Below are 12353 nucleotides of genomic sequence, written 5' to 3'. Positions count from 1 at the left end.
GCGGCGCGGCGACTACTTCGCGGTGTTGTTCGGGTCGCCCGGCTGGCCGGGGATGTCGGTCGGGATCTTCTCCGAGTCCAGCGGGTCGGTCTCGAGGTGGACGGGCGCCTCGGTCGAGCCGGCCGCGGTACCCGGCGTCGCGTCCTCCGCGCCGCCGCCCAGGTTGGTGCTCATCGTGCCCTCCGGTGTGTCGATCGCCTCGGTCACCTCGTCGTCACCGAGCACGCTGTCGGACCTGCCCGCAGCCCGTCGCCGGGGTGCGGCCTTGCGCGTCGCCTCGCGGGCCTTCTCCGCGGCCTCGCGGGCCTTCTCCGCCGCCTTCTCGCTCACCTCGCGCGCGTGCGCGACGGTGCCGCCCGCGGCCTCGCCGACGGCCTCGGCGGCGTCGCCCAGCTCGTACTTGACGTCCGCCGCGGCGGCCTTGAAGCGGTCCGTGCCGTGGTCGGTCTCCGTCTCCCAGGGCTGCTCGGCCCACGGGTCGGTGGTGGGCCGGCTGCGGCTCCAGGCGGCGATCGCGCCGGCCACGCCGACGGCGCCCGCGAAGACCCAGAACACCTTGGCGCCCGTGTGGGACTTCGGCGGTGCCGGGGGCTCGACGTGCGCGATCTCCGTGAGCTTGGCCGACGCGGCGTCGCGCGCGCGGTCGGCGCCGGTCGCCGCGGCGGCCGCCGCCGTGTTCACGGCCGCGACGATCTTGGGCAGCACCTCCTCGACGAACCGGTCGTGCGCGGTGTCGACGATCGGGAGGGACCTCTCGGCGGCGCGCTCGACGCGCGGGGCGGCCGCGGCGGCGCCGTCGCGCAGGGCCTTCTCGAGACGCGGCGTGGCCCACTCCCTCGCGTGCTGGGCGGCGACCTTGGCCTCCTCGGCGAGCCGGGCGGCCGCGACGCTGGCCTGGGCGGCGGCGTCCTCGAGGGCCGCCTGGACGCCCGCGGCCTGCGCCTTCAGGTCCTCGACCTCGATCTCGGGCACGGACGGACGGCGGATGCGGTCGAACATGGGTCGACTCCCTGGGTTCGCGACGGCGGCGTGCCCGGTCATGCCGGGCTCGCCCTGACGACTCGTGCTGCCGTCCATCGTGCCACCGTTGAGGGGCCCGTGCCCGGCCTGCGTGCGAGGATGTGACCATGTTCGCGACCCTGCACACCACGTCCGGCGACATCCGCATCGAGCTCTTCCCCAACCACGCGCCCAAGACGGTCCGCAACTTCACGGGCCTCGCGACGGGCACGCAGGCCTGGAAGGACCCGGCCACGGGTGCCGAGCGCTCCGAGCCGCTGTACGACGGCGTCGTCTTCCACCGGGTCATCAAGGGCTTCATGATCCAGGGCGGCGACCCGCTCGGCACGGGCACCGGCGGCCCCGGCTACACGTTCGACGACGAGATCCACCCGGAGCTGCGCTTCGACCAGCCGTACCTCCTGGCCATGGCGAACGCCGGCCTGCGCCGCGACCCCGTCTCGGGCAAGGTCGGCGGCACCAACGGCTCGCAGTTCTTCATCTCGGTCACGCCGACGCCCCACCTGAACGGCAAGCACACGATCTTCGGCAAGGTCGCCGACGACGCGAGCCGTGCGGTCGTCGACGCGATCGCGACGACGCCGACCGGCCGGGGTGACCGTCCCGTCGAGGACGTCACGATCACCTCGGTGACCGTCGAGGAGTGAGCGCCCCCGGCGCCGCGTGCGCGACCGCGCACGCGGCGGTCCGGGCCGGGGGTCGGACGCGATGAGTGCGCCCGACCCGTCGGCCCCTCCGACGTCGTCGGTCCCCGTCTGCCCCCGGCACCCCGACCGGGTGTCGTACGTCCGCTGCCAGCGCTGCGAGCGCCCGGCGTGCGCGGAGTGCCAGCGCCCGGCCGCGGTCGGCGTGCACTGCGTGGACTGCGTCCGTGAGGCCGCGCGGACCGCGCCCGTGCGGCGCACGGTCTTCGGCGCGCCCGTGCGGGGCGGGCGGCCCGTCGTCACGCTGACGCTCATCGGGCTCTGCGTGGCCAGCTACGTGCTGCAGTGGGTCGTCGGCCTCGCGTGGACGTCCGCGCTCGTCTTCCAGCCCGCCATCGCCTCGATCGAGCCCTGGCGGTACTTCACCGGCGGCTTCCTGCACTCGACGCAGGGCTACCTGGCGTTCACGCACCTCGGGTTCAACATGTACGTCCTGTGGGTGCTGGGCCGGGAGCTCGAGGTCGCGCTGGGCCGCTGGCGCATGGCCGCCCTCTTCCTCGTCTCCGTGCTCGGCGGGCACGTCATGGTGACGATGCTCACCGGCGTCACGACCGACTGGTTCCAGGGCGTGCTCGGTGCGTCCGGCGGCGTCTTCGGCCTCTTCGGCGCGATCGTCGTCGTCCTGCGGCGCATGCGGCGCTCGGCGTCCGGCGTCGTCGGCGTCATCGCGCTCAACGCGGTGATCGGGTTCGTCGTCCCCAACATCGCGTGGGAGGCGCACCTCGGCGGCCTCCTCGTCGGGCTGCTGCTGGGCAGCGCCTACGCCTTCGCCCCCCGGGACCGCCGGGCGTTCGTCGGGGTCGGCGCCACGGCGCTCGTCACGGTCGTGCTCGTGGTGCTCGCGGTCGTGCGGACCGCGCTCGCCTGAGGCGACCCCCAGGCCCACCCTCTGTGCACGCCGGATCGGCGCTGTCCACAGGCCTCGTCGCCGTCCCCAGACTTGCTCACACCTGTGGAACTACAACCGTGTAGTTATCCACAGAGTTGTGCACCCCTTGGGGAGAACCCAGGCCCGGGGACGACGACGCCGCCGCACCCCGGGCGGGGTACGGCGGCGTCGGGAGAGCGGGTCCGGCGGGCAGCGCCCGTCCTCAGTGCCAGCGCGTCGTGAGGGAGAACCCGGCGATGATGAGCACGAAGCCGACCGCGAGGTTCCAGCTGCCGAGGCCCGGGATCGGGTACTGCGACTGGGAGATGTACGTGACGACGACCCACACGAGGCCGAGCACCATGAGCCCGAGCATCACCGGCACGAGCCAGCGGGGGTTCGTCTTGGGGCCCGACGCCGCGGGGGGCGGCACGTAGGCCGGCTTCTTGCGCGACTTCGACTCGGGCACGGCGGTCTCCTGGGCGGTGCGGCGGGCCCGGCGCGGGGCACCGGGGTTTCGTCGTCTAGCGTAGTGGTACGCGTAGTGGCACGGTCCCGAGGGCCGGGAGGGAGCACGATGTCGGAGCGGCGCGCCTCCCACCGCGGCCGCACGCCCTGGGCCGGGGCGCTCGGCGTCGCGCTCGTGCTCGTCCTCGCCGGGTACCTCTTCGCGGCCAACGCGCGGCTCGCGGCGGGCACCGACGGCCGCCAGCCGCAGGACCTCCCCGGGCTCGTCGAGGCCGAGGTCGAGCGCCTCGAGGCCGCCGAGGAGGAGGTCCGGGCGCTCGAGGAGGAGGTCGTGGCGCTCACCGAGGCGCAGACCGCCGACCTGCCGTCGCTCGACCCGACGACGGCCTCGCTCGAGGCGCTCGCGGCGGGCCGCGAGGGTGTCGCGGGGCCCGGCCTCACGGTCCGGCTGACCGACGCGCCCACCAACCTGCCCCAGCCCGACTGGGTGACCAACGACGACCTCGTCGTCCACCAGCAGGACCTCCAGGCCGTCATCAACGCGCTGTGGGCCGGCGGCGCCGAGGCCATGACGCTCCAGGACCAGCGCGTGATCTCCACGTCCGCGTTCCGCTGCGTCGGCAACGTCCTGCTGCTCCACGGCCGCCAGTACTCGCCGCCCTACGTCGTCCGGGCGATCGGCGACCCCGACGCGCTGCGCCGCACGCTGCTCGCGTCCCCCGCCATCCAGCAGTACCTCGACTACGTCGACGCGGTCGGGCTCGGCTGGTCGACGTCGCGTGAGGACCGCCTCGAGCTCCCGGCGTACGAGGGCAGCACCGAGCTGCAGTTCGCGGTCGTTCCCGACGACGTCGAGGTCCTGCCCTCGCCGAGCGGCTCGTGACCACCGCCACCGACGGGGCGCGCGCGGGCGACCCCGGCCGGCCGCCGCGCCGCGCCGGCGGCGCCGCCGTCGTGGTCGGCGTCCTGGGCGAGGTCCTCATCACCCTCGGCGTCCTCCTCGCGCTCTTCGTCGTGTGGCAGCTCTGGTGGACGGACGTCGTGGCCGACGGCGAGCAGGCCCGCGTGGTCGAGGACCTGGGCTGGGCCGTCACCGAGCCCGACGTCCCGGCCGCCGAGCCGACGGCGACCGCCGAGCCCGAGCCGCGCACCGACGCCGCCCCGGTCCTCGCAGAGCCCGGGCACCTCACGACCTTCGCGACGCTGCAGGTCCCGCGGTGGGGCCCGGACTACGTGCGGCCGATCAGCCAGGGCACGAGCCGGCGGGACGTGCTCGACGTGCTCGGCCTCGGCCACTACGAGGGCACCGCGATGCCGGGCGGTGTCGGCAACTTCGCCGTCGCCGGGCACCGGACCACCTACGGCAAGCCGCTCAACCGCGTCGAGGAGCTCCAGGTCGGGGACCCCCTCGTCGTGCAGACGCAGGACACCTGGTACGTCTATCGCGTGACGTCCACGCAGGTCGTGCTGCCGCACCAGGTCGAGGTCATCGCACCCGTCCCGAACCAGCCGGACGCGGCGCCGACGGAGCGGTGGATGACCCTCACCACCTGCCACCCCATGTTCTCCGCGCGCGAGCGCTTCATCGTCCACGCGACGCTCGACCACTGGCTGCCCGTCGCCGAGGGCGTCCCAGCCGAGCTCACCACAGCCGTAGGAGGCGCATGATGTACGGGTGGTTGTGGCGGGCGCTGCCCGGTCCGGCGTGGCTCCGCGTGGTGGTCCTGCTCGCGCTCGCCGTCGCGGTCGTGGCAGCCTGCTTCACCTGGGTGTTCCCGGCGATCGCCCCGTCCATGCCCTTCAACGACATCACGGTGGATGAGTGAGATGAGCAGGCCCACGAGGATCCTCGTCGTCGACAACTACGACTCGTTCGTCTACACGATCGTCGGCTACCTCGACCAGCTCGGCGCGGAGACCGTCGTCGTGCGCAACGACGCGGTGCCGCCGCTCGAGGAGCGCGAGCAGTACGACGGTGTGCTCGTCTCGCCCGGGCCGGGCACGCCGCGCGCCGCCGGGCAGTCCATGGACGTCATCCGCGACTGCGCCGCGACCGGGACGCCCATGCTCGGCGTGTGCCTCGGGCACCAGGCGCTCGGCGAGGTGTTCGGCGCGACCGTCACGCACGCGCCCGAGCTCATGCACGGCAAGACGAGCCGGGTGCACCACGAGGGCGACGGCGTGCTCGCCGGCCTGCCGGACGACTTCACGGCCACGCGCTACCACTCGCTCGCCGTCGTCGACGGCACCGTGCCGGACGAGCTGGTCGTCACCGCGCGGACCGCCGCCGCGGACGGCACGGGCGTCATCATGGCCCTGCAGCACCGGGACCTGCCGCTCCACGGCGTCCAGTTCCACCCGGAGTCGGTGCTCACCGAGGGCGGCCACCGCCTGCTCGCCAACTGGCTCGAGCTGTGCGGGCTCGAGGGCGCGGTGGAGCGGTCGGCCGGCATGGCCCCGCTCGTGCGCGAGCCCGGCACGCACGGCCCGACGACGCCCGAGGGCGCCGCCCCCGAGCCGACGCGCGCCTGAGGCGCGAGCCCACGCGCGCCTGACGGCTGCCCCCCGCGGGGGTCAGTCGTCCCCGGCGCCGCCCTGGCCGCCGCCGCCGCCCGCCGGTGGCGGACCGCTCGACACGACGACCGTGACCGTCGTCCCCTCGGGCACCTGGGTGCCGGCGGCCGGGTCGCTGCTGACGACGCGGTCCTTGGGCACGGTGGCGCTCTCGACGGGCGTGCCGCGGGCCGCGTTGAGCCCGGCGCCGCCGAGGCGCGCCGCGGCCTCGTCGTAGGTGAGACCCGCGAGGTCGGGCACCGGGACGGTGACGACCTCGGGCGCGATGGCCACGGTGATGCCGACCTCGGAGCGCTGCGGCACCGGTCCGGGCGTGCGGCTCTGCGCGATGACGGTGCCCGGGGCGGCGTCGGCCGTCTCCTCCTGCGTGATCGACGGGACGAGGCCGAGCGCGACGAGCTCCTCGCGCGCCTGGTCGACCGTGCGCGGCGGGTCCAGCAGGTTGGGCAGCTCGACCTGGCCGGTCGACAGCTTGAGCGTGATGGGCGTCGAGGTCGGGTCGACCTGCGTTCCCGCGGCCGGGTCCGTGCCCGTGACGCGGTCCTTCTCGACGTTCGCGCTGTTCTCGGTCGCGATGGTGATGTCGCGGAAGCCGAGCGCCTCGAGCTCCTGGCGCGCCCGGTCCTGCGTGAGGTTCTCGAGCTCCGGGATCTGCACGGGGTCCGCGCCCGCGGACACGACGACCTGCACCGTGCTCCCGGCGTCGACCTCCTCGCCGCTCTCGGGGTCCGTGCGGATGACGAAGCCCTCCTCGACCGTCGTGCTGGCCTCGGTGCCACGCTCGAAGACGAGGTCCGCGTCCTCGACGAGCTGGCGCGCGGCGGCCTCGTCCATGCCGACCACGTTCGGCACCTCGACCGTCGTCGGCTCCTCGGTGTCGCCGGTGCCCTGGGTGAGGAGGTAGACGATGCCGGCCACCGCGGCGAGCGCCACGGCCACGAGGACCCACACGACCCAGCGCCGGTTCGGCTCCTCGTCGTCCGGGGCCGGCCGCGTCGTCGTGCTCGTCGTGCCGGCCGCGCCGCCCACGCCGGTCTGCGACCACGGCGAGCCCGCGGGGGCGACGGCGGCGGGCGGTGCGCCCGCCCCGAGCACCTGGGTGGTCGCGGCGGCGGGCGTCGGACGGAGGACCTCGGTCGCGCCCGCCGCGAGCGCGCCCGCACCGAGGGCACCGAGCGCCGGGGCGCCGACGTGCCCGCCGCGCAGCGCGGACTCGAGGTCGGAGCGGAACTCGGCGGCCGAGCCGTACCGCTGGTCGCGGTCCTTCGCGAGCGCCTTCATCGTGATCCGGTCGAGGGCGTCGGGGACGTCCGACGCGAACGTGCTGGGGGGCGGGGCCTCCTCGCGCGCGTGCTGGTAGGCGACGGCGACGGGCGAGTCGCCGATGAACGGCGGCCGTCCGGTGAGGAGCTCGAAGAGCAGGCAGCCGGTCGAGTAGAGGTCGCTGCGGGAGTCGACCTGCTCGCCGCGCGCCTGCTCGGGCGAGAGGTACTGCGCCGTGCCGATGACGGCCTGCGTCTGCGTCATGGTGCCCGCGGAGTCGGCCATGGCCCGGGCGATGCCGAAGTCCATCACCTTGACGGCGCCGGTCGGGGTGAGCATGACGTTCGCGGGCTTGATGTCGCGGTGGACGATGCCGGCGTGGTGCGAGTACTCGAGCGCCGACAGCACGCCGGCCGTGATCTCGACGGCCTCCTCGAGCGGCACGGCGGACCCGTCCCGCAGGATGTCGCGGACCGTGTGGCCCTCGACGTACTCCATGACGATGAAGGGCACGTGCGAGACGGCGCCGCCCTGCTCGGTGAAGATGTCCTCGCCCGTGTCGTAGACCGCGACGATCGCCGGGTGGTTGAGCGACGCGGCCGCCTGGGCCTCGCGGCGGAAGCGCGCCTGGAAGGACGGGTCGCGCGCGAGGTCCGACCGCAGGATCTTGATGGCGACGGTGCGCCCGAGGCGCGTGTCGTGGCCGATGTGCACCTCGGCCATGCCACCGCGCCCGATGAGCTCGCCGACCTCGTAGCGGCCGCCGAGGATCCGAGGTGCGTCGTCCACCACTACAGGTTCCTCGCTGTCGTCGTCTGTTCCGGGTCCGTCTGTGCCCGGGTCGTGCCCGCCTGGTCCGTCCCTGAGCCGCCCGGCCGCGCCCGATCGATGTGCGCCCGGTCGGTCGTCCGCGTCCCGGACGCGCCGGTCCCGGCCGCGCCACCGTTCAGGGTACGCAGCGGCAGCATCCCATGTCCCGGCGCCCCGTCCGCGGACGTGGCCACCGGGGCGGCCGGGCCGCCCGCCGCGCCAGTGCGCTCGTGACCCCAGACGCGGTCGGCGAAGAGCGCGCCGAGGACCGCGAAGAGCACCACGAGCACCAGCGCGACGAGGGGACGTGAGACCCGCCCCCAGCGCAGCCCTGTCGTCGTCGAGGTGCGCACGGGGACCGCGCGCGTGCGCGGGGCGCGGGGGGCGCCCTCGTCGGCGGGCGTGCCGGGCACCGGGCGGCGCCGGGCGTCCGTGCGCGGTGCCGGCGGCGGGAGCTCGAGGGGTGCCGACGCGACGGCCTCGGCCGCACGCTCCCACGCCGCCGCCTCGGGGCGCGCGAGCGGCGCGTCGGGCCCGCCCGCGCCGACCGGGCCGGGCCGGACCGGCGTCGTGGGCAGGGCGGTCGGCGCCGGCGCGGGCGTGGCGCGCTCGGCGGCGGCCTCGTCCTGCGGGACGTACACCGGGGGCGCACCCGCGGGCGTCTCGGCCACCGCCTCGGCCGCGGGCCGCCCGGGGACCACGGTGGGCCCCGCCTCGACCAGCGCGGGCAGGGGGAGCGGCCCGGTCGCGTAGCCGATCCCGCCCTGGGGCGGCACGGGCCCGGACGCGACGGGCTGGTGCGGCCGCGGCACGTGCTGGACCGTCCCCGTCCGCGACATCTCGGCCGCGTCCATGAGGTCGACGGTCCGGGCGTGCCGGCCGTAGGCCGCGGTGGGCACCCCGCCGGGCGGCGTCCGGTCGAGCATCCCGTCGAGCGTGCGCGCGAGCGACGCGGCGGACCGCGGCCGCTCCTCGGGGTCCTTCGCGAGCATCCGCATGACCATCGCGGCGAGCTCGGGGTCGATGTCGTGGGGCAGCGGCGGGACGGGCGTGTTGACGTGCGCGACGGCGATGTCGACCGCCGTCGGGCCCGTGAAGGGCCGGTTCCCGACGAGCGCCTCGTAGGCGACGATCCCGAGCGAGTAGATGTCCGACGCGGGCGTGGCCGCGCGGCCGATCGCCTGCTCGGGAGACAGGTACTGCGCCGTGCCCATGACCATGCCCGACGCCGTCATCGGGATCTGGTTGCTCGCGGTCGAGATGCCGAAGTCGGTGATCTTCACCCGGCCCGAGCGCGCGAGCAGGATGTTTCCGGGCTTGACGTCCCGGTGCACGACGCCGGCCACGTGCGCGGCGTGCAGGGCCCGCGCCGTCTGGGCGAGGATCGGCAGCAGCCGCCGCGTGGGCAGCACGGGCTGGCGGTCGAGCAGGTCGGACATGGGCTCGCCGAGCACGAGCTCCATGACGAGGAAGCCCGAGCCCTCCTGCTCGCCGTAGTCGTAGAGCTGGGCGATGTTGGGGTGGCTCAGCTGGGCGCTGTTGCGCGCCTCGGTGCGGAAGCGCTCGAGGAAGCCGGCGTCGCCCGCGAACTCCTCGCGCAGCACCTTGACCGCGACGTCGCGCGCGAGGGCCTCGTCGTGGCCGACCCACACCTCGCCCATGCCGCCGACGGCGATGCGCGAGACGAGGCGGTAGCGCCCACCCAGGGCGACGGCGGTCGCGGGCCTCATCCGGCGAGCACCGCCTCGATGACCGCGCGCGCGATGGGCGCGGCCACACGGCCGCCCGTCGCCTCGCTGCCCATCGCGCCGCCGTTCTCGACGATCACCGCGACCGCGACGCGGGGGGCGTCGGCGGGCGCGAAGGCCGTGAACCACGCGTGCGGCGCGGCCTCCTCGGCCGTCTGCGCTGTGCCCGTCTTGCCCGCGACCTGCACGCCCGGGATCTGCGCCGACGTGCCGCTGCCGTCCGCCACGACGCCGACCATCATGTCGCGCAGCGCAGCGGCCGTCGTCGGGGTGATCGGCGTCGCGAGCTCGGAGGGCTCGGTCTCGGACACCACCGTGAGGTCCTGGCTGCGCACCGACTGCACGAGGTACGGCTGCATCTGCACGCCGCCGTTCGCCACGGCGGCGGAGACCATCGCCACCTGGAGCGGGGTCACACGCACCTCGAACTGCCCGATGGCCGAGAGAGCCGTCTGCGGCGCATCGAGCTGGTCGGGGAAGTGGCTCTCCGTCACTGTCATCGGCACGTCGAGGGGTGTGTCGAAGCCGAACGCCCGTGCCTGTTCGCGCAGCACCTCCTGGCCGAGGTCCAGGCCCAGCTGGCCGAACGCGGTGTTGCACGAGATCCGCAGCGCGTCGGCGAGCGTCGTCGTGCCCGTGGGGCTGCAGGAGGTGTTGCCGAAGTTGCGCAGCATCGACGTCGTCTGGGGCAGGTCGAGCTCGACCGGCGCCTGGAGCTCGGTCGCGCCCGTGAACCCGCGCTCGAGCGCGGCCGCCGCCGTGACGAGCTTGAACGTCGAGCCGGGCGGGTAGGTGTTCCCGGCGATCGCGCGGTTCGCCATGGGGTCGCCCTCGGCCGCCTGGAGCGCCTGCCACGCCTCGTTGACCACGCGGGTGTCGTGCCCGGCGAGCACGTTGGGGTCGTAGGACGGCTTGGAGACCATCGCGAGGATCGCGCCGGTCGTGGGGTCGAGGGCCACGACGGCGCCCCGCTGGTCGCCGAGCGCGTCCCACGCGGCCTGCTGGACCTCGGGGTCGAGCGTGAGCTCGACGATCGCGCCCTGGGGCTGCCGGCCCGTGACGAGGTCCTCGAGACGCGCGTAGAAGAGGGAGTCGGCGGAGCCGTTGAGCTCCGTGTTCATCGTCCGCTCGATCCCCGAGCGGCCGTAGACGACGGAGTAGAACCCGGTCACGGGCGCGTAGATCTCACCGCCCGGGTAGCTGCGCTGGTAGCCGAAGGGGTCGTCGACGGGCGTCGACAGCGCGATCGCGTTGCCGCCGACGACGATCGGCCCGCGCGGGTTGCCGTACTCGCGGTAGAGCGTGCGCACGTTGCGCGTGTCGTTGTTGAGCTCGGCCGCCTGGAAGAACTGCACCCAGGTGCTCCCGCCCATGAGGACGAGGAACATGACGACGACGACGGACGCGAGGCGGCGCAGGGGCGTGTTCACGGGCGACCGCCGTCCAGGGCGATGACCTCGGTCGCGTTGTCGTCGCCCTCGGGCTCGACCTCCGGGGCGCCCGCGGGGCCGCGGCGCGCGTCCGCCTCGCCGGCCGGGCGGCGCGCGCTGTCGGAGATGCGCAGGAGGAGCGCGGCGATGATCCAGTTCGCCAGGAGCGACGAGCCGCCGTAGGCGAGGAACGGCATCGTCAGGCCGGTGAGCGGGATGATCCGCGTCACGCCGCCCACGACGACGAAGCACTGGAAGGCGACGGTGAACGCCATGCCGCCCGCGAAGAGCTTGCCGAAGCCGTCCCGCACGCCGATCGCGGTGCGCAGGCCGCGCTCGGCGAGCACGAGGTAGAGGACGAGGACCGCGAGCAGGCCGGTGAGCCCGAGCTCCTCGCCGAGCGACGCGACGATGAAGTCCGACTCGGCGTAGGGCACGAGGTCGGGCCTGCCCTGGCCCCAGCCGGTGCCGAAGAGGCCGCCGTTGGCCATGCCGAACAGCCCGCGGACGAGCTGGCCGGAGCCGCCGGGCGAGGCGTTGAAGACGTCGTCGTCGAAGGCGTTGAGCCAGGCCTCGAACCGCGCGCCGACGTGGCTGAACAGGGACGCGGCGAGCGCCGCGCCGCCCACGAAGAGCCCGAGGCCGATGACGATCCAGCTGAGCCGCTCCGTGGCGAGGTAGAGCATGGCGACGAACAGGCCGAAGAAGAGCAGCGACGTGCCGAGGTCGCGCTCGAGCACGAGCACCGCGAGCGAGACGCCCCACGCCAGGAGGATCGGGCCGAGGTCGCGGGGACGCGGCAGCTGAAGGCCGAGCACCTTGGGCCCGGCGAGCGCGAGGGTGTCCCGCGTCGTCACGAGGTAGCCGGCGAAGAAGATCGCGAGCGCGATCTTGCCGAGCTCGGCCGGCTGGAAGGAGTAGGAGCCGACCCGGATCCAGATGCGCGCGCCGTTGATGAGGGCGCCGAGGCCGGGGACCAGCGGGAGCACGAGGAGCACGAGGCCGGCGACCATCGCGGTGTACGTGTACCGCCGCAGCGTCCGGTGGTCCCGCAGCAGCACGACGACGACGGCCGCGAGCACGATCCCCAGCGCCGTCCAGCCGAGCTGGCGCTCGGCGAAGGTGGACGCCTCGCCGCGCGCGGTCTCGGCGACGTCGATCCGGTAGATCATCGCGAGGCCGATGCCGTTGAGCGCGACCGCGACGGGCAGGATCACCGGGTCCGCGTAGGGCGCGCGCCACCGCATGACGAGGTGCAGCCCCACGGCCAGGGCGACGAGGCCCGCGCTGTAGCCGAAGATGTCCGCCGGCAGCGTGCCGGCGGTCGCGAGACCCACGAGGGCGTACGCGCCGACGCCGATGGCCAGGGCCAGCACGAGGAGCCCGAGCTCCATGCTGCGCCCCGGACGGACCCGGTGCGGGGAGACCGTGGCCATCACCGCACCGCCCCGGCGCCGGACGTCCGGAC

At 74.7% G+C, this 12353-nt stretch carries 12 protein-coding genes; 6 read left to right on the top strand and 6 right to left on the bottom strand.

Annotated elements, in window-relative coordinates:
- Nucleotides 1–12 precede the first annotated feature (12 nt).
- Entirely contained in the window at nt 13–999 is a 987-nt protein-coding gene (locus JIG38_RS15435; RefSeq protein WP_199424717.1) for a hypothetical protein, read from the bottom strand.
- A 128-nt stretch (nt 1000–1127) separates the two neighbouring features.
- Here JIG38_RS15435 and JIG38_RS15430 point away from each other — a divergent pair, with 128 nt between their 5' ends.
- Together JIG38_RS15430 and JIG38_RS15425 are read left to right on the top strand one after the other, a co-directional pair.
- Nucleotides 1128–1667 carry a peptidylprolyl isomerase gene (locus tag JIG38_RS15430; RefSeq protein WP_199424716.1) on the top strand — a complete coding sequence of 180 codons (540 nt, stop codon included), beginning with the start codon at nt 1128–1130 and terminating at the stop codon, nt 1665–1667.
- A gap of 130 nt (nt 1668–1797) precedes the next feature.
- Nucleotides 1798–2592 (top strand): rhomboid family intramembrane serine protease, encoded by a 795-nt coding sequence (locus tag JIG38_RS15425; RefSeq protein WP_307844965.1) that lies wholly within the window; start codon nt 1798–1800, stop codon nt 2590–2592.
- A gap of 223 nt (nt 2593–2815) precedes the next feature.
- On the opposite strand, the gene JIG38_RS15420 is transcribed toward JIG38_RS15425, so the two are convergent.
- Complete coding sequence (locus tag JIG38_RS15420) at nt 2816–3061, bottom strand: cell division protein CrgA (RefSeq protein ID WP_199424714.1); 246 nt, start codon at nt 3059–3061, stop codon at nt 2816–2818.
- A gap of 108 nt (nt 3062–3169) precedes the next feature.
- Between JIG38_RS15420 and JIG38_RS15415 the strand changes: the two genes are divergently transcribed.
- Genes JIG38_RS15415 through JIG38_RS15400 form a run of 4 tightly spaced genes read left to right on the top strand, consistent with a single transcriptional unit; the run spans nt 3170 to nt 5592 of the window.
- Nucleotides 3170–3943 (top strand): DUF881 domain-containing protein, encoded by a 774-nt coding sequence (locus JIG38_RS15415; protein WP_199424713.1) that lies wholly within the window; start codon nt 3170–3172, stop codon nt 3941–3943.
- Nucleotides 3940–4728: a class E sortase gene (locus JIG38_RS15410; protein ID WP_199424712.1), complete on the top strand. Its 789-nt coding sequence runs from the start codon at nt 3940–3942 to the stop codon at nt 4726–4728. The genes JIG38_RS15415 and JIG38_RS15410 overlap by 4 nt, the downstream gene beginning before the upstream one ends.
- Complete coding sequence (locus tag JIG38_RS15405) at nt 4725–4886, top strand: hypothetical protein (RefSeq protein WP_199424833.1); 162 nt, start codon at nt 4725–4727, stop codon at nt 4884–4886. Before JIG38_RS15410 ends, JIG38_RS15405 begins: the two co-directional genes overlap by 4 nt.
- Nucleotide 4887: 1 nt before the next feature.
- Nucleotides 4888–5592: an aminodeoxychorismate/anthranilate synthase component II gene (locus tag JIG38_RS15400; RefSeq protein ID WP_199424711.1), complete on the top strand. Its 705-nt coding sequence runs from the start codon at nt 4888–4890 to the stop codon at nt 5590–5592.
- A gap of 42 nt (nt 5593–5634) precedes the next feature.
- On the opposite strand, the gene pknB is transcribed toward JIG38_RS15400, so the two are convergent.
- The 4 genes from pknB to JIG38_RS15380 are packed head-to-tail and all read right to left on the bottom strand — an operon-like array spanning nt 5635 to nt 12321.
- Complete coding sequence (gene pknB / locus JIG38_RS15395) at nt 5635–7689, bottom strand: Stk1 family PASTA domain-containing Ser/Thr kinase (protein ID WP_199424710.1); 2055 nt, start codon at nt 7687–7689, stop codon at nt 5635–5637.
- Nucleotides 7689–9437 carry a serine/threonine-protein kinase gene (locus JIG38_RS15390; protein WP_199424709.1) on the bottom strand — a complete coding sequence of 583 codons (1749 nt, stop codon included), beginning with the start codon at nt 9435–9437 and terminating at the stop codon, nt 7689–7691. The genes pknB and JIG38_RS15390 overlap by 1 nt, the downstream gene beginning before the upstream one ends.
- Nucleotides 9434–10885 carry a peptidoglycan D,D-transpeptidase FtsI family protein gene (locus JIG38_RS15385; protein WP_199424708.1) on the bottom strand — a complete coding sequence of 484 codons (1452 nt, stop codon included), beginning with the start codon at nt 10883–10885 and terminating at the stop codon, nt 9434–9436. Before JIG38_RS15385 ends, JIG38_RS15390 begins: the two co-directional genes overlap by 4 nt.
- Nucleotides 10882–12321, bottom strand: coding sequence for an FtsW/RodA/SpoVE family cell cycle protein (locus JIG38_RS15380; RefSeq protein WP_199424707.1), 1440 nt, complete (start codon nt 12319–12321; stop codon nt 10882–10884). Before JIG38_RS15380 ends, JIG38_RS15385 begins: the two co-directional genes overlap by 4 nt.
- Nucleotides 12322–12353: the final 32 nt, after the last annotated feature.

Source organism: Actinotalea solisilvae, assembly GCF_016464425.1.
In the GTDB taxonomy this organism is placed as follows: Bacteria; Actinomycetota; Actinomycetes; order Actinomycetales; family Cellulomonadaceae; genus Actinotalea; species Actinotalea solisilvae.
Note: the sequence above shows the minus strand (reverse complement) of the source record. Positions and strands in the feature narration are given on the sequence as shown.